Here is a 16,913-nt window from a genome sequence, read left to right on the forward strand (position 1 = left end):
TGAGCAAGATAAAATCACTTTTGCACAAGATGGTCAAATTTTAAAAATAAAGAGAGGAAAATTCAACGAAGGTTGCATAAAATCAGCTTGAAAAGTAGAGAATGGAGGATGAGTATGCAGTAGATGCATTTGAGCTGCTGTTGCACCTGTATGGTTATGCTGTATAACATACTAAAAATCAAACAGACTCGTCAAGTTTGTGGAGTTTTCTTTTTGATGTCTGTTGAATAGTTTGGTATTTTTATACAGTTTCAAAATATAGACCCATATCCCACAACTTTCACTTAGCCATTCTGTGACTGAGAACGACGGAGTCATGAATTGATTATCTATCAGTCGTAGATTGTGATGGAGGTCTTGATACAGACTGGAACTTTAATTCTGCCAGTATCATAGAGGTTTGTGATGAGGCTGCAGTATGGATGGTTTCCATTTGGGTTGAGGCTCCTTGACGGTATCAGAATCAGAAATGCTATCTGTGGGCGGTTGATATAAGTTGCGATACAAGGTTTCCATTAACCGAGACTGGGCTGTACCAGTTTTTCTTTATGGGCAGGACAATAGTAATCAGAAGAAAAAAATACACTCCTGAAGATGATTGGTAATTTCATCCTTAAAGTAGTATTTGGAGCAGTAGTTCCACTTTTGTCTCTTATGGCGTTTTGGTGGAGTGCAGTTTTGATTGGTGCTGGTGATAGTATTATCTTGCTTAGTACCGTTAGCGGTTTAATAGCAGGATTGGTAATTGAATATTTCATTGTGCGGAAAGGAAAGTTTTCCATATATAAGTTAAGAACGTCCACTCTGATATTAATATATGTGTTCTATAGTATTTGCTTCTTTGGATTTTTTCTGGGAGTGCCTGTATTTAACCTTGTCTTTGGACCAGTTGCAGGTTATTACTGGGCCAGAAAGTTGGTCAACAATAACCCTGATAAAGTTGTCCTGCGGGAAGAGAAGACAAAGGTATCAGTATTTACTGCATTAATAATGGGATTGATTTGCCTTTTATCTGCATATTTTGCTTTCACGGACGTGCACACGGCTGCAAACCTAAAAGGTATGTTCAATCTTTCCTTTGAAGTATCAAATGGTATGCTCATAGGAGTCTCTATTGCCGGTGGAGCCATATTTTTTGTCAGCCAGTACTTCCTGACAGATGTTGCATTTGAAAAGACATACAGAAATTTATTGAATCTGTCAAAAACAACCAATTCTAAATAATTAGCACAAGCAAGCAAATACTATTGTTGAGGAGAAATTCCTTAACTTTGTTGAGAATCAAAAGTTATATTATGAAACACTGTTGTCCGATAAAAACTTTTTAGAAAAAGTACGCGGGCAAATTTGAGTTTTGCCCGTCGTACTAATAATTGTAGCTTTGTATTCATCACAAAACAAGTCTACAATGAACAAAAGTACTTATTTTTTTGGACAATCGGTATTCGGACAGCTCATATCTATGGTAGATACAAGGATTATCGCCCGAAACAGCAAACGGTACAAGGCCGATCATTACGTGAAACGTTTCACGGCTAAGGATCACCTTATAAGCATGTTGTTTTGCGTCTTCGCCAAATGCTCCTCCCTGCGCGAGGTGGCGGGTGCAATGCTCGGTCTTTCAGGCAAGACCAGGCATTTCCAGCTCGGCCACATACCCTACCGGAGCACCTTGTCGGACGCCAACAAGCGCAGGAGCGTTGATTTCTTCTCGGGCGTGTACCACGACCTGCTTCGCGAGTACCAACACGTGATCTCGGACACCCGCTTTAAAGATGTGTTGAACAAGCAGGTCGAGATCTTCGACAGCACGGTTATCAGTTTGTTCCAGGACATCTTGAAGTGCGTCGGCAGAACACCCTCGAACGGTAAACGCAAAGGGGGGATCAAGGTGCACACCGTTATCAATGTCGACGAGCCCGTTCCCAAGATGATATGGTTCTCATCCGCTGCCACGAACGATCACCTGCTGTTGAGGAAACTGGAACCGGATGACAACACTATTTACGTCTTCGACAAGGGATACAACGATTATAAAGCCTTCAAGCTGTTTTGTGAAAAGGGAGCCGGATTCGTTACCCGCATCAAGGAGAACGCCGTTTACAAGGTGGAGCAAGAACTTTACATCGATGAATGCATCCACAGCGGCGTGCTGGAAGACACTATCATCGAGGTGACCGTGAAGGAAGATGATGGCGGGAGCAAGCTGAAGTTGCGCAAGGTGGTGTTCTACGACAGGGTGTTGAAAAGGAAGTTCGAGTTCCTCACCAACCTGTTCGAGATGCGGCCCGACATGATAGCGGCCTTGTATAAAACAAGATGGCAAATAGAGCTGTTATTCAAGCAGTTAAAATCAAACTTCCCCCTGAAGTACTTCCTCGGGGATAACGAGAACGCGATAAAAATACAGGTATATTGCGCTTTGATCGTGAACCTCTTGCTCACGGTTATACAGAAGCGGTTGAAACGGCCTTGGGCATTCTCCAACCTGGTGTCATTTTGCAGGATACACCTGTTTAATTACCTGCACTTGATAAAATTTTTAGAAAACCCGGAACGAGATTGGCAACGAGATGACCAGGATTTAGAGATGCTTACCCTTTTCAGGGGGGCTTACTTTTGAAAATAGAAAAATTATAAAAAGAAACGACTGATAATAAGCCGGTTAAAAGTAACGAAGAATCAAAATCGGTTTTTATCGGACGGCAATGATTATGAAACAGATTGTATTACTTGTATTTGTAGCATTTGCTGCTATAGGATGTACACAGCAAAAGAGCCCTGAAGTTCCAGTGGTAGATGAAAAGGCAATAACTGGAACTATAATTGCCCTGGAGAAAGAAGCTTTGGGTAGATGGTATAGCGGAGACCCTGATGGTTTTCTTGAATTGTCAGCAGAGGATGTGACCTATATGGACCCGGCACTGAATAATACAATAGTTGGTCTTGACAACTTAAAGAAGTATTATGAGCCAATAAGAGGTATGGTTCAATCCAACCATTTTGAACTTGAGAACACTCAGGTTATAACCAATGGCAATCTGGCTGTGCTCAACTACAACCTTCGCAATTACGCCATAGATAGTCAAAGTCAGTGGAACTGCACAGAGGTTTACCGACTTGAAGCTGACGGTAAATGGAAAATCGTTCATACTCACTGGACTCACTATACTCCTAAGCAGTAAGGTGAAAGCAATCCAAGCTGAGCTTAAATAAGAATTGTTCCTGTAGGTGTAGGCTTCCCCTTTTTAGTACAGTTCAAAAGTAGACAAATCTTTCTTATCCCGACAACCGTTTTGAGTGGGTTTCCCCGGTTGTATATATTTGAACTCTATCCCGTTTGTCTTGCTCCAGTTTTGCGCTATTTTGGCTATAAACTCTGGACCGTTGTCCATGCGTATGTTCTCCGGTTTCCCGTACCTGTTTACCAAGTGCTTCAGCACCCAGATGACCCTGCTGAGCCGCAACAAACGACACGCCTTGCCGATGTCTTTGCCGTTGTCGAACTCTTTTAGGATGCCCGCTATCTGTGTCGGGCTGAAGGTGCTTCTCTTCATCTGCTTTACGTTTCTTAAAAGTTATACATTTTAGTCTACTTTTAAAACGTACTGTTTTTGGGGGAGCTTACAACATAACAACTATCGCATAACCACAAAAGCCTTCATCCATTCTACATTTTAAGGCTTGTCAAAAATGATAAAAAGCAAAACTATGAGAAGAACAGTTTTTGTATTAATTATTTCTGCACTCATCTCATGCAAAAATAATAGCAAAGAAAACACTAGTGGCGTTAAAGAGAGCATTTCTACAATTGAGGTGTTGGTCTCCCAAAACGACCTACAGATTGCAAACAAAAATGTAGAACCAAACTACATTTTCCTGGAACAAAGAGATAAAAATAGTGCAATTGCTGATATAAGTAAGCTCATATACTTTGATGATAAGATAATCATCCTAGATAAGCAAAGTAACAAGGTGTTCCTATTTGATAATTCAGGGAACTTTATATCTGAAATTGGAAGGGCAGGAAAAGGACCGGGTGAGTTCTTAAGAGTTTCAGATATACTGATCTCTAAACCAGACAGTTGTATAGAGCTGCTTGATGCAGGTTCTCAAAAGATCCTTAGAATGGATAAACAATTTAATTATTTTACTTCAATCAATTTACCATTCTTTTGTCAAAATTTCCACAAATCTATTCAGGGGGAATACTGGTTCTTCACAAATAATCAAGCCAATACATCGAAAGACACAAAGGAGTCATTCAATATAATAAAAGCGGATGAAAACGTCGAAAACTTGTCCTTCTTTATTCCAATCCAGGAGCACATGAAAGACCTTGTGATAGCTACTCCATACAGCTTTACCAATTCTGTTAATGCATCGATCTTTGCTTTACCACTCGAAAACACACTATATTCCATACACAATGATACAGTTACCAGGAAATATGTGATTGACTTTGGAGAAAACAACCTTCCCCTTAAGTATATTGAACCTTTAAAAAAAATAGAAACTACCAATTTTCCTGAAAGGTTCAATATTCTAAATCAGATAAATAAGACAGATTACGCGTATATGATCCATTCGGTTTTCGAGACAGACCATCATGTATATTTTCAGTTTCAAAGGGACAAGAAAGTCTACGGTACTCTTCTTAACAAAGATGATTGGCAATATAAAACTGGGATAATTCCACCTCTGTTTGGCCAGCCAGTTTATTTTACAAACAATCAAATCAGCACAGTTATATATCCACATAATTTATCTGGTGTTGCATCAGACTCTTCAAAAGGAGAGTTAGAATTATTGCTAAGCAAAGTAAGAGAAAATGATAATCCAATAATCAAACAAATCATGATTGAATAATTCATCCTTAGTAATTATCCAAGCTGCACAACTAGGAATAACAAAAAAACTATATCTATGAAACAGCTATGCATCCTATTCTTAATATTATTCCAAATGTCTTGCTCAAATCTTTCGCCGGCTGAGCAAGAGCTGCGTAAAACGATCGACAAACATCTTTGTTACGATCTGCTTGAAACTGTTAGACAAGGAAACACTTTCCTGACCTTGGAGGAATTAAGGCAACAATACGATTACTTGTCGGTAGTGTATTTGCAAAATGGTTGTCGGCCGTGCTATCCGAAGTTTATTGAGTGGCAGCAAATGGCCGACTCGCTTCATTATCCGGACAATTACTCCGTTTTGTTTGTAATACAGGGAAACAGTTATGAAGGATTTATGAACGAAGTGTTGAATATTGATTATGTGAAAGATCGTTACTACATCATTATGGATCCTGAATTTAAATTTCTTGAAGCGAACAAGGACATTCCACGCTGGATTATCGATGCATTGGTGTTAATCGATGCTGAAAACAAAATCATGATGGTGAGGGCGCCCTGGCTCAATGAGAAAATAGCCTAAGAGACATTGGTTTCGGTTATCATTTGTCGCTTCATCAGCAACACCCCAAAACAGCAACAGTGCACATTTTAATTTTATTTAACAAACTCTACCCCTCCCCGGCTATTTGCAATCCTCAACAAATATTAACACTTTTGTAAAAGTGACATCCCCCTTTAATCCAAACGCCTCCTTACACCCAAATGAAAAAAGGCAGCGCCCATATCGTAACCCTGGTTCAGCTGCTGATCCTATGCGCCATGTTCTCAACGGCGTTTCTGGTGTCCCGGGGCTTCTTTAACGACCCGCTTACCGCCAAACAATACGGTCTTGAAATCTGCGCGCTGTTTGGTGCAGTTCTTCTAACGCTCACCCTTATCGCCGCAGCACTTGTACTGCCTCCCGCGCAATCCAGGGCAGCCTGGATTGCAGGCACGGTCGGGTGCCTATTCGTGTTGACATGCCATCCGGTATTTAAGTCCTTCTGGCATAGTTTAAAAAATAAGCTTCATTCCTTCTCAATACCCATGCGGGTATTGTGCTTGCTTGCCATCCTGCTTGTCGTTCTGGTTATAGGCTTTGGACTTTACACCATAAAAAAGGGCTCGGCAGACGGCAGAGTGCTCATTTGGCAGGTCACCAGTCAGCTGATAAAACAAAAACCCATAACTGGTCATGGTTCAGGTGCATTTGCTGCGCTGTATATGAATGAGCAGGCCAACTGGTTCGAAGCAGGCAAAGGAACCAAAACACAATCTATGGTGGCCGGCTCACCGGAAGCTCCCTTTAATGAAGCATTGAAGCTCTGGCTGGAGAAGGGCCTCCTTGCTGTTGTTCTGGCCGGTGCCCTACTGTACTTCTTATTGAGAGATCAAAGTTTTCCAGCGGCCTCATCATGGCAAACAGACCAGGACCAAGAGCAATCATTTGCTGGCCCAGTCCCATACATCGGTGTCAAGGGTTCTTTGCTTGCCCTGTTGGTCTTCAGCTTCTTCTCCTATCCCTTCGCTATCAGCTCCTTTGTTTTGCAGCTGGTCTTTTTAACAGCGCTTTTAGCTGGTGCCTCCAAAACAATACTTACAATAAAAGGGCGCAAGACCATCTTGCTTACCCTGCCATTTGCCATGACCATTCTGGTGGTTAGCATCCATTATTATCCACACCGCAAGGAGCATTACCAGGCAATGAGCTTATGGAACGAAGCCGAACGCTGGTATAATTTCCGCGCCTATCAGGCAGCAGTGGAGACTTACGAAGAAGCACTGCCTGAATTAAATACCAACGGCCTGTTTCTCCAAATGTACGGCAAGGCCTTAAGTATGACCGAGAAGCACGAAGAAAGCAACAAAGTACTTATTCTTGCTCAAAAGTACCTCAGCAGTCAAATCATTCAAAATACGCTTGGCGACAACCACAAAGCTATGGGCAACTTTGAAGCTGCAGAAAAGGCTTATCGTAAAAGCAGCCTTATGATTCCCTCATCACTGCTGCCCAAGTACCTGTCTGCTAAACTATTTATAGATAGCGACCAGCTCAATAAAGCAAAACAAACCGCAGATGATATTCTCAAAAGCACAATAAAAGTTGAGTCATCGGCAACAAGAGAAATAATAAGAGAGATGAAAAATATATTAGATACAGATGAGTAGTTAATAACATGGGAAAAAGAAGAGGAAGCCCTCAGTGCTAGGCCGCACCAGCTTCCTCTTCGGACTCCCTCCAAACTTAAAAAGAAAGGAGGTAATGCATTTATGAAATAGGTGGTATTAAGCCAAAATCATCTGGATTAATTCCACAAAGATAAAGATTTAAACAGGTAACCATATTAATGGATTACAAAAAATGTACCTGCCAGGCAGTGATGTATTACTAAAAAAAGTTTTAATTCAACAAGCTGTTTTTTAAGCAGCTAATCTTTAACAAGAAATTCTTATAAAAATGAAAAAGAAAATAATTCTTGCATCAGCAACCGTTTTATTTGCAGTAGCAACCATGTTTAATATGAATATGTTACAAGGTAATAGTGTGGGCGATGTGTCGCTCGAGAGTATTGCATTGATGGCGAAGGCGTCGGGTGAAGGTGACGGAAACAATTCGGGTGAAGGTGACGGAAACAATAAAGCCGAAGGAAGTAAAACCGAAAAGGTCGTTACGTGTGTAGAGTTTAATTATGTCTTTTTTAAATGCAGTAGAACTAAGGAAGTAACGACAACTGTACCTTGTTGTACAGGAGGAACTTCAACCTGTTCGGCTTCAATAGATTGCTAATTATTTCAAAACACCATCCACTTTTTGTTAAGTGGATGGTATTTTATAACAAACGGTATATCACACTTTATATCTAACTATATTATGAAACACATATTTTTCTTGTTTTCTGTTTTGTTCACTATCATTTTTATAAGCAGTTGTAATTTAAACACAACTAGCCATGAGTATCGTGATGTTTGTGATAACACTATCGTTATCGGTGTAACACGCCAAGATTTGATTGATTTCAAGCCCGGTCTGCTATTTGACAAATTTGATTTAATTCCACTTGAAGAAAGTGCTGAATCATTAGTTGGAGTAATCAAGAAAATGGTAGTAAAGGATTCAGCTATTTTTATTTTAGATGACACTAGAAAAATATTACTAAAATTTGATGCTATAGGAAAATATTTGGGTCAGATTGGTTCTATAGGTAGAGGTCAAGGAGAATATTTGCAGCTTGCTGATTTTCAAGTATCCAGAGATACTATTTTATTATGGGATTATAGACAAAAGAAAATGGCGTTCTACACCCTGGATGGCTCCTTTATTAAAGAACAGGTCACAAATGACTATTTTTTATCATTTGCCAAATTAGATAATGACTATTGGGCTTATACAGCCGGAATTAATGAGGAAGGGTCAGGTAAAGAAGGATTCAATCTCAGAAATTATAAAGGGAACCTTAATTCAAATGATATTTTTGATTTCTTACCCGCTAGCAATTTTTACCCGCGTACATTCAATAAAACAAACATTTTTAATTATGGTGACAGTGCAATATTTTCATTTGGATTAAGCAATGTAATTTATAGAATATCTAATTCTGGAATTCATCCATATATATTCGTTGATGCCGGTAAGAATTCAATTCCTTATAATACAATTAAGGATCAGCCTTTAAGCATGCAAGAGTGTTCTGATTACGTTAACAATAATGATTATATTGGAATAATCTCCAATTGCCTTGAATCTAGTCGGTATTTGTACTTTAATGTCACTGAAACGAAAACGGGAGAACTAATTCATACAATTTATGATAAAGTAGACAAGAAATCTCTGAGTTTCAAGGATATTGTTGAGGATGATTCAAACGTAATAATTAGTGGAACACCTTGCTTTATAGATGATGTATATTTTTACTACCTTTTACCAAGCTTCTATTTTGATATTCCTAATATTGAAGAATTTATTAAGCAGTATTGCATTAGTGATACATATACAATCAATAACTATAATACTATTTTGATTCGGGCAAGGATCAAAGATAGTTTGAAATAGGATTGAATCAACACAAGTGCACTAAAAACGCAATTATTGTGAAAGATCCTCATTCACTTTATTGTGGATTGATCAAACAATACTAAATTGGTATCTAACATAACACAGATTGAACTATGATTTCATTTATATCAAAATATTTTACATGGATTCTTTTTGCTGTAATTACATGTTTCTTTTTGTTTTTTAATATCAATATTCGAAAACAGTCAAGTGAACATAAATTACGCGAAAAGTTATATGCAGATTCTATTGCTAATTATCAAACTGTCATAAAAGATTTAGCACTTTTTCAAAAGTACGAAATTAGCTCTAGTGGTAATTCGATTCTACAAGATATTACATTGGAAAGCATACATGGTAATAAAACTTCTTTTGAAACTGTTGTTAATAAGACATAATATATAGGTTTACAGAATCAGACTGCATAGATTGCATGGAGCAACAATTCTTATATATTCAAGAGTTATTGAGTAATATGAACTTTGACAATATAATTTTAATTGGCAATTTTCCATCAAGGCATAACATAGAAGCTTTTAAAGAGACTTTTGGAATAGAATGGCCTGTTTTCAATTACACTGAGAAATTAAACCTTCCAATAGAAGACTTAAATTTACCTTATTTCTTTGTTATTAATAGTGATATGAAAGCATATAACTTTAGAGTTGCGTCTGGGGTTACTTCATTAATCATAGAAAACTATCTACTTGGAATAGAGAATATGATGACTGGTGACTGACAAAAGATAAAGACAAGTTTTATGAAGAGAATCGCATTTTTATTGATCCCGGTTGTGCTTTATGCCTGCTCAAGCTCGCAGGCGGGAGAAGCTGATGGTGCCGAGGTGGCTCGCTTATCGCATGTTGAACCATCTGCCCCCGTTGGCGCGAGTTTGCAACTCGTGCCAAACTCCTTAGACTATCTATCGAAGGATTTGCGTGAGAACATTAACAAATCCCTTCACCATGGGAAGTTTGAAACCGTACTTCAGGGAAACAACCTGTTGTCGTTCAACGAGCTCAAGCAACAGTTTAATTACCTTTCTGTTGTATGCCTGAAAAATGGTTGTCTGCCCTGCTAACCCAAATTTATTGAGTGGCACGAAAAGCCAGTCACCAATGATCAGTAAGCAATGAGCTGAATATTGAAAACTGATAACTGGTAACTGAACGTTGGATATTGAACTTCGAACTTAAAACCGTGAATCGTAAACTTTTATCTTTAAACCATCATCCTTGAATTTAAAACTCCAAACTCCAAACTCTTGTCCCATGAAACACCTGTCTTTCCTACTCATCGCAGTAATTTTTTACGCCTGCACCACCTCCAACGCCGGCGAAGCCTCCGAATCGGAAGCTATTGACGCAGCCCGTCTATCGTATGTTGAACCATCGGCCACCGAAGTAGGCACCGTAACAGTGCGCAAGGCCAATTTTGATATGGAGCTGGTGAGCAATGGCCGGCTGGAGGCACAACGCAAGGCAGTGGTCCCTTTCAGGGTGCAGGAGCAGATAAATGCAGTATATGTCACCGAGGGCGAAAAAGTCGCTGCTGGCCAGGTGCTGGGAAGTGTAGATGCTTTCACCTATAAAAAACGACTCGATGAGGCCAATAACACCTACCAACAGGCAATGATCGACGTAGAGGACAGGCTCCTGGGCTATGGCTATCAGATGGCCGACAGTCTGCAGATTCCCGAGAACATCATGAAAATGGTGCGCATACGCAGTAATTATAACTCGGCCGTTATAGCTGTGGAGGAGGCCAAACGCAACCTGGAACAAACAACCATTACAGCGCCCGTCAGCGGAGTGGTTGCCAACCTGGAGGCAAGCATACACAATCCCTCCAGTGCCTGTAAGAAGTTTTTGAGGTGCTCGATTTAAACACCATGCACCTGGTATTTCACCTTCTCGAGACAGAGCTCTCAGGCATAAAAACTGGACAAACAGTGGAACTCACACCCTTTGCCCTTCCGGGTGAGTCGTTCAGGGGCACCGTAACCAGCATCAATCCGGCCGTCGACGACAAGGGCATGATACGCATCACCGCCACCGTTCCCAACCCCAATCATCGACTGATGGATGGGATGAACGCCCGTGTGTTATTAAAAAACACCATCCCCAATTGCCTCATCATCCCCAAAGAAGCAGTGTTATACCGACAAAACCGGCAGGTCGTCTTTATATACGAAGAGGGCAAAGCCATCTGGAAATACGTGGAGACCAGTCACGAAAACTCAACCCATGTAGCCATCAGCGACGGTCTGGAAGAAGGCATGGAGGTGATTGTGGAGAATAATTTGAATTTGGCCCACGAGAGTCTAGTTACACAGAGCTCTCTTAGGTTTGCAACAAACAATGCGATTTCAAAAAGCGAGGTTAATTTTATTCTTTTGTTGTATGAAAGCTGGAATTAACCGACTGAAAGAGGTAAACTATACAGAGGACTAAACAAAATTTATTCTGTGAATCAGACCTCGCTCAGTCAAGCTGATAGACACCATATAGAATGTTGGTTACAAACCATTAAGAGTGTTGGTGCAAGCAGCTATCGGTTAATTCCAACAAAAAACAAAAGTATGAAAAGGTTTTTTATTGGTATTGATTTTTCAAAGTTAAAATTTGACGCCGCCCTATTCGATGGCAAAACGACTACAGTATTGGACATGAAAGAGTTTAAAAATCAGGAATCAGGATTTAAGGCGATGACAAAATGGATTAAATCCATGACAAAATCTGACTCCTCTCGCTGGCTTTTTTGTGGAGAACACACTGGTTTATACTGTATTGCATTTGGCAAATACATGGTTCAAAAGAAGTATGACTTTTGGTTGGAACCAGGTTTGAGAATTAAGTATTCGCAAGGCATGACCAGAGGGAAAAGCGATAAAATTGAAGCTATTCAAATTGCCGATTACGCTTACCGGCACCGCGACAAGGCTGTTTATCATCAAGGCCTGAACCCATTGTTGGAACAACTCAAAGATCTAATTGCTTACCGCAATAGACTGATTGATAACAAGAAGTCATTAGAGGTATCCTGCAACGAATTGATCAGGGTTAAGGTTGACAACACAACAGCCGAGTACATTTACCAAGACAGCCAAAAGATGATCCAATCATTGATTAGCAGCATCAAAACAGTAGAAGCGAAAATTCAGGAAATACTCTATCAAGAGGCATGCCTAAAAGAGAATTACGACTTGCTCATTTCCATAAAAGGCATTGGAATGATCAATGCCGTGTTGGTGTTGGTTTTTACGGGCAACTTCACCTTGTTCTCAGATGCCCGTAAGTTTGGATGTTATTGCGGAATGGTTCCTTTTGAGCACTCATCCGGCACATCAGTAAAAGGACGAGACAAAATCAGTCATTTGGCCAACAAATCTGTCAAAACCTCTTTGACCCAAGCAGCAAGAACCGCTGTAATGCATGATGCCAGTCTAAAGGCGTATTATCAACGTAAGAAACTAGAAGGTAAGCCCGATCGATTAATTATTAATAATGTTAGAAATAAGCTAATACACAGAATGTTTGCTGTAGTTAAAACACGAAGAAAATATGAAAACAACTATCAACACCCTTTGCAATTTGCTGCATAATTTTTTTTCGTTTTATTGATTTGTAAACGACTAATTTGACTCGATTAGACTGAAGGCAAAACCCGCAGGGCTCGGTCTTGACGAAGGAGGATCGAGTCATACCTTTGTTTTTAAATTAATAGAATCACCTAAAATAAGAAGATTTTAATTTGGAATAACCATAGAAACCCGCAGGGCTCGGTCTTGACGAAGGAGGATCGAGTCATACCTTTGTTTTCAAATTAATAGAATCACCTAAAATAAGAAGATTTTAATTTGGAATAACCATAGAATTCACAGAGGGAATAATAATAAAAATTCAGTGAAACTCCGTGTCTCCACCGTGCTCTCCGTGAAACAAATGGGAAAAAGAAGAGGAAGCCCCTGTGCTCCGCAGCCCATGCTTCCTCTTCCGACTCCCTCCAAACTTAAAAAAGAAAGGAGGTTTGAATGATGACGTAAAGATAATAATTTCGAAAAGACACAGGATTACGAACCGTGATATTTCGAAAAAATGCTACAGCAAGGCAGTAGGGCATTTAAGTTAAGTTTAGAAAACGAATAGCTGTTTATTATCAGCAGCGAATCTTTACATGATTAAAATTTATAATAATGAAAAAAAAAGATAATTTTCGCAATAGCAACAAGTTTTTTCGCAGTAGCGACTGTGTTTAATATGAATCTGTTACAATCAAGCAATGCCGGTGATGTTTCACTTGAAAGTATTGCGATAATGGCGCAGGCTCAATATGCAGGAGAAACTGTGCCTGGATATACTAACGCTGAGAATACCGTATGTAGTATTCCGGGCGGAATGTGTGATGTTAGTGCGCAAAATCCCTGTCAGGCAGGATATGACTGCGATTAATAATTTTTATCTGGTCGCCGGTGTTTCCGGCGACCATATACTCAAAAATTAGAAATTAATTCTTAATTAAACCCTGATATGCTTAAAAAGATGCGAACATTTTTATTTTTTTCAATAATTGTTGGGATTTCTATTATCTCAGTTTCTTGTAATAATAGGTCCCATAAAGAAAACGAGTATGAAACCATATCAATAACCCCTTCAAACAAACAGCTACCAATGTCGCAATTTATTGGTCAAATTGAATATATTAAACTCACAACACCCAAGGGAATGGCTTTAGGGAACATTGAAAAGGTTATTGTACACGATGATCTCTTTTTTGTTCGCCATGGCTCATCAAATCCTTCCGTGTCAGTGTTTAATAGTGAAGGGGAATTTCAATATAATATTGGAAAGCAAGGCAGAGGTCCGGGTGAATATGTTGCATTAAATGATTTTAATATAGATAGGACGCAAAAAACGGTTATTATAATGGATTTAATGCTGCAGAAAATGCATTTTTATAATCTTGACGGTGCATACGTAAGGTCAGATGCATTACCCATACATGCTTTGAAATTTTCATCTTTAAAGAATGGTGATTATATTTTCTGGGTTGGAAATCTATACAATGAAGTAATGAATAAGAATGAGACGACTTTGTGGAATCTCTATGTTGTCAATCCGGATTTGAGTATTAAAGAAAAACATCTTGAGGTTACAAAAGAATTCATGAGTGTTATGAATGGGTCATTGCCCAGTAGCCTTTCTCCATGTGAAGATGGAGTAAATATTTATGCTCCACTTAGCAATTATATATACCATTATAATGACAGAGGAGAATTTTCAACAAAGTATTACCTCGATTTTGGCTCGCTAAACTGCAATTTCCTTAGCGAATTACATCAATATAAAGGCATTAAAAGTTCCTTTGCGTTTAATTTAAGAAAAACCGGTGCTACATACTATCCCAACCAATTGTTCGAGTTCAAAAAATATTTGTATTTCACATTTATCTCCAATGATGATATGTATTCGGTGTATTACGACAAGGAAAATAAGTCTTCTCATGTTACCTTGGGGTATCCAGTTGATGATATAAACGGAGCAATATTTGGCCGAGCTGTAGCGAGTACTCGTAATAGTCTCATAACTGTTATTGAACCAGTTCGATTAATGGATGACAATAATAACGTGCCGGAAAAACTGCAGCATTTAAACTTAACCCCTAATAGTAATCCTGTTTTAGCAAAATATACGATGCGATAGCGTATTGACTTATTCCGCATATAAATTAAAAAAAAGCGAGGAATTCATAAACCATATTAATGAAGCAAAAAAACATTCTTTTCATTATTTTGTCTGAGGCCATTAGGTTTTAAATATACAATAACTTTTAACTATACTAATTCGCTATTTTGAGTAATATAAAAAGAGATATAATTCATCACATGTTTTAATTCAAACAGGCTGTTAAATCACACAGCTAATTTTTTATCTTTTACCTATATTGAGCGATTTATACAAAAAAAAATAAAAGATAGCTTGCTTATAACCTTGATAATGTGTATTTTAGAGGTATTAAAATAAAAAAACAACACTTCACCATTTAGGTGCACAAGACTATCTTTTATGAGTACGAAGATAACAAAAATCGGCATTACAACCAATAAAATTTCTGGTCGTGGAGGGCTCCCTTTATTTCTTCGCTACACTGAGCAAATTGGCTTATATGGGCTAATATCGCGTAATGTTTCTTCTCTGCTTACTGGAAACAGCAAAGGCTTGCAGCTTCAACAGTTTGTAAAACAGATTGTTGCATTTTTTATAGATGGCACAAATATGGCCATAAGCAGTTTTGATCAAAGTAAAAAGGATGAAGGATATGCATGTTTGCTTGAATGCAAGACCGACCAATTGGCCTCTTCTCACCAGGTCAAACGTTTTTTTGGGAAGCTGTCCGTTATTTCAAACTCGGTATTCAATAAGATACTTAATGAACTGTTTATCTGGAGGCTTCACATATCCAAACCCAAAGTTATAGAACTGGGCATTGACACCATGGTTTTGGATAATGACGATGCTGCGAAACGCGAAGGTTGCGAGGTCACTTACAAGCGTAAGAAAGGGTTTCAGCCACTTCATATATGCTGGGGCTCGTTTCTGATAGACGTGACCTTTAGAAAAGGAAGTGCTCATTCCAATCATGGATCAGATTACACCGACAGGGTACGCTCTATAGTAAATCTGATACGCAAGAGATACTCCAAAGAAGTCCCTATTGTGGTGTGCGCCGATAGTGGGTTTGCGGATCAGAAAGCGTACGAGATATTCGAGCAAGAGCTTAATATACATTACATTACAACAGGAAAATTGTACAATGATGTTACTGAATATGTAAAGGCTTTACCCATTGACACTTTGGGCAAAATCACTAAAAATAAAGCAGTCTGGCAATTTGCGGAATTTGCCAGCAAGTTGAAATCCTGGTCCAAGTTTCGTCGTTGCTTTTTTACCAGATTGCACCGGGATGATACCGGGCAGTACGTAATGGAATTTGGTAAGCCTGACAGCGTCATCTATACCAATATCGGGAACTGTCCTGTCGCTGACAAAAGGCTTCGGGCATCCGGTGGAGATGAGTGGTTTAAAGCTGATACCATCATACGAAAATCACACCAAAGAGGAGCCGACGAGTTGATACATCGTAGCATTAAAGAGCTTGCTACCAGAGAACAACTTCCTTTTAAATCCTTTGGAATGAACAGAGCCTATTATTTTATGCTGGTAGTTACACACTTTATTTTCGAAGCATACAAACAAGATGTTACCGCAGAGGTTATTCCGGTAACCGTATATCCTAATACATTCAGAAGAAAGCTTATTGATTTTGCTGTCAAGATAACCTCAAGGGCAAGGAGTATTGTCCTGAATGTCACCAGAGTAATTTATGAAACGATAAATATTGAAGAGTTATGGGAACGGTGTCAGTCACCGCCGAAAATTCAGTTTGCATAAGGCAGAACAACATACCTCAGGATTGTAAACCCGTAGTGGTAATGGGAGACTTATGTCCAGACCCATAGAAAATGCGATAAAGTTCGGTTTGAGTGAAAAACAGAACTGAATTTTCGTTGAAAAAGTACACGAAAGAAGCCTACCTCTGAGAAAATTTCCGTTTTTTTGAAATCAAGTGAGACGACGGGGGCAGGTGAAATTACGAATCGCTCAATTTAGGTTTTATTCAATTATTATGAGAAGAAAATAGTTTTTGGAAATGCACAGGTTTTTTCATAGCATTAACTGGCTTAATAACAATATATTATAAGTTAGAAGTGCCCATGTGTTTCATTAGAGAGTATTGAGGTGATGGCTCAGGCGCAAAGCAGTGAAGATATAAATATGCTACCCGAAGCTACCTTCTTATGTGGCTTTCAACATACGGCTAAATCGTATGTCTGAAGCCTTAAGGCATTTATCTGATAAACTTATGACAACTCACCGCCCCGATGATTGTATCAGCAGCGTTAATAT

16 protein-coding genes and 1 pseudogene are annotated in these 16,913 nt (G+C 39.0%); 16 read left to right on the top strand and 1 reads right to left on the bottom strand.

Annotated elements, in window-relative coordinates:
- The first annotated feature begins 594 nt into the window (after positions 1 to 594).
- The 3 genes from M9189_RS03095 to M9189_RS03105 all read left to right on the top strand — a co-directional run bounded on the left by M9189_RS03095 (position 595) and on the right by M9189_RS03105 (position 3,185).
- The gene (locus tag M9189_RS03095) at positions 595 to 1,224 is read left to right on the top strand and encodes a hypothetical protein (RefSeq protein ID WP_250724480.1); all 630 of its coding nucleotides are present in this window, start codon (positions 595 to 597) and stop codon (positions 1,222 to 1,224) included.
- Between the two features lie 184 nt (positions 1,225 to 1,408).
- Positions 1,409 to 2,623: an IS4 family transposase gene (locus M9189_RS03100; protein ID WP_250723328.1), complete on the top strand. Its 1,215-nt coding sequence runs from the start codon at positions 1,409 to 1,411 to the stop codon at positions 2,621 to 2,623.
- 91 nt (positions 2,624 to 2,714) lie between these two features.
- Positions 2,715 to 3,185, top strand: a complete 471-nt coding sequence (locus tag M9189_RS03105) for a YybH family protein (protein ID WP_250724481.1) — start codon at positions 2,715 to 2,717, stop codon at positions 3,183 to 3,185.
- A gap of 108 nt (positions 3,186 to 3,293) precedes the next feature.
- Here the strand turns inward: M9189_RS03105 and M9189_RS03110 are convergent.
- Positions 3,294 to 3,467, bottom strand: a pseudogene (locus M9189_RS03110) (DDE-type integrase/transposase/recombinase); the annotation flags it as partial.
- A gap of 244 nt (positions 3,468 to 3,711) precedes the next feature.
- Here M9189_RS03110 and M9189_RS03115 point away from each other — a divergent pair.
- The 13 genes from M9189_RS03115 (at position 3,712) to M9189_RS03175 (ending at position 16,397) form a co-directional block, all read left to right on the top strand.
- Positions 3,712 to 4,869 carry a 6-bladed beta-propeller gene (locus tag M9189_RS03115; RefSeq protein WP_250724482.1) on the top strand — a complete coding sequence of 386 codons (1,158 nt, stop codon included), beginning with the start codon at positions 3,712 to 3,714 and terminating at the stop codon, positions 4,867 to 4,869.
- Between the two features lie 57 nt (positions 4,870 to 4,926).
- Positions 4,927 to 5,433 carry a hypothetical protein gene (locus tag M9189_RS03120; RefSeq protein ID WP_250724483.1) on the top strand — a complete coding sequence of 169 codons (507 nt, stop codon included), beginning with the start codon at positions 4,927 to 4,929 and terminating at the stop codon, positions 5,431 to 5,433.
- A 182-nt stretch (positions 5,434 to 5,615) separates the two neighbouring features.
- On the top strand, positions 5,616 to 7,061 hold the full coding sequence (locus M9189_RS03125) for an O-antigen ligase family protein (protein ID WP_250724484.1): 1,446 nt from the start codon (positions 5,616 to 5,618) through the stop codon (positions 7,059 to 7,061).
- Positions 7,062 to 7,350: 289 nt separating this feature from the next.
- Positions 7,351 to 7,680 carry a hypothetical protein gene (locus M9189_RS03130; protein WP_250724485.1) on the top strand — a complete coding sequence of 110 codons (330 nt, stop codon included), beginning with the start codon at positions 7,351 to 7,353 and terminating at the stop codon, positions 7,678 to 7,680.
- A gap of 84 nt (positions 7,681 to 7,764) precedes the next feature.
- On the top strand, positions 7,765 to 8,943 hold the full coding sequence (locus M9189_RS03135) for a 6-bladed beta-propeller (protein ID WP_250724486.1): 1,179 nt from the start codon (positions 7,765 to 7,767) through the stop codon (positions 8,941 to 8,943).
- Positions 8,944 to 9,421: 478 nt separating this feature from the next.
- The gene (locus tag M9189_RS03140) at positions 9,422 to 9,685 is read left to right on the top strand and encodes a hypothetical protein (protein ID WP_250724487.1); all 264 of its coding nucleotides are present in this window, start codon (positions 9,422 to 9,424) and stop codon (positions 9,683 to 9,685) included.
- Positions 9,686 to 9,706: 21 nt separating this feature from the next.
- Positions 9,707 to 10,027 carry a hypothetical protein gene (locus M9189_RS03145; RefSeq protein ID WP_250724489.1) on the top strand — a complete coding sequence of 107 codons (321 nt, stop codon included), beginning with the start codon at positions 9,707 to 9,709 and terminating at the stop codon, positions 10,025 to 10,027.
- A 337-nt stretch (positions 10,028 to 10,364) separates the two neighbouring features.
- On the top strand, positions 10,365 to 10,832 hold the full coding sequence (locus M9189_RS03150; protein ID WP_250724491.1) for an efflux RND transporter periplasmic adaptor subunit: 468 nt from the start codon (positions 10,365 to 10,367) through the stop codon (positions 10,830 to 10,832).
- Positions 10,820 to 11,365, top strand: coding sequence for an efflux RND transporter periplasmic adaptor subunit (locus tag M9189_RS03155; RefSeq protein WP_250724493.1), 546 nt, complete (start codon positions 10,820 to 10,822; stop codon positions 11,363 to 11,365). The genes M9189_RS03150 and M9189_RS03155 overlap by 13 nt, the downstream gene beginning before the upstream one ends.
- Positions 11,366 to 11,527: 162 nt before the next feature.
- Entirely contained in the window at positions 11,528 to 12,550 is a 1,023-nt protein-coding gene (locus M9189_RS03160; protein WP_250724494.1) for an IS110 family RNA-guided transposase, read from the top strand.
- 655 nt (positions 12,551 to 13,205) lie between these two features.
- The gene (locus M9189_RS03165; RefSeq protein WP_250724496.1) at positions 13,206 to 13,397 is read left to right on the top strand and encodes a hypothetical protein; all 192 of its coding nucleotides are present in this window, start codon (positions 13,206 to 13,208) and stop codon (positions 13,395 to 13,397) included.
- Between the two features lie 78 nt (positions 13,398 to 13,475).
- On the top strand, positions 13,476 to 14,648 hold the full coding sequence (locus M9189_RS03170) for a 6-bladed beta-propeller (RefSeq protein WP_250724498.1): 1,173 nt from the start codon (positions 13,476 to 13,478) through the stop codon (positions 14,646 to 14,648).
- A gap of 363 nt (positions 14,649 to 15,011) precedes the next feature.
- On the top strand, positions 15,012 to 16,397 hold the full coding sequence (locus M9189_RS03175; RefSeq protein ID WP_250722148.1) for an IS1380 family transposase: 1,386 nt from the start codon (positions 15,012 to 15,014) through the stop codon (positions 16,395 to 16,397).
- Positions 16,398 to 16,913: the final 516 nt, after the last annotated feature.

This window comes from Xiashengella succiniciproducens, from assembly GCF_023674465.1.
Lineage (GTDB): Bacteria > Bacteroidota > Bacteroidia > Bacteroidales > Marinilabiliaceae > Geofilum > Geofilum succiniciproducens.

Coding starts and splice junctions, on each gene's coding strand:
- M9189_RS03160 (WP_250724494.1), top strand. CDS start 11,528: ATGAAAAGGTTTTTTATTGGTATTGATTTTTCAAAGTTAAAATTTGAC.
- M9189_RS03140 (WP_250724487.1), top strand. CDS start 9,422: ATGAACTTTGACAATATAATTTTAATTGGCAATTTTCCATCAAGGCAT.
- M9189_RS03125 (WP_250724484.1), top strand. CDS start 5,616: ATGAAAAAAGGCAGCGCCCATATCGTAACCCTGGTTCAGCTGCTGATC.
- M9189_RS03135 (WP_250724486.1), top strand. CDS start 7,765: ATGAAACACATATTTTTCTTGTTTTCTGTTTTGTTCACTATCATTTTT.
- M9189_RS03095 (WP_250724480.1), top strand. CDS start 595: ATGATTGGTAATTTCATCCTTAAAGTAGTATTTGGAGCAGTAGTTCCA.
- M9189_RS03100 (WP_250723328.1), top strand. CDS start 1,409: ATGAACAAAAGTACTTATTTTTTTGGACAATCGGTATTCGGACAGCTC.
- M9189_RS03105 (WP_250724481.1), top strand. CDS start 2,715: ATGAAACAGATTGTATTACTTGTATTTGTAGCATTTGCTGCTATAGGA.
- M9189_RS03165 (WP_250724496.1), top strand. CDS start 13,206: ATGAATCTGTTACAATCAAGCAATGCCGGTGATGTTTCACTTGAAAGT.
- M9189_RS03120 (WP_250724483.1), top strand. CDS start 4,927: ATGAAACAGCTATGCATCCTATTCTTAATATTATTCCAAATGTCTTGC.
- M9189_RS03175 (WP_250722148.1), top strand. CDS start 15,012: ATGAGTACGAAGATAACAAAAATCGGCATTACAACCAATAAAATTTCT.
- M9189_RS03130 (WP_250724485.1), top strand. CDS start 7,351: ATGAAAAAGAAAATAATTCTTGCATCAGCAACCGTTTTATTTGCAGTA.
- M9189_RS03145 (WP_250724489.1), top strand. CDS start 9,707: ATGAAGAGAATCGCATTTTTATTGATCCCGGTTGTGCTTTATGCCTGC.
- M9189_RS03115 (WP_250724482.1), top strand. CDS start 3,712: ATGAGAAGAACAGTTTTTGTATTAATTATTTCTGCACTCATCTCATGC.
- M9189_RS03170 (WP_250724498.1), top strand. CDS start 13,476: ATGCTTAAAAAGATGCGAACATTTTTATTTTTTTCAATAATTGTTGGG.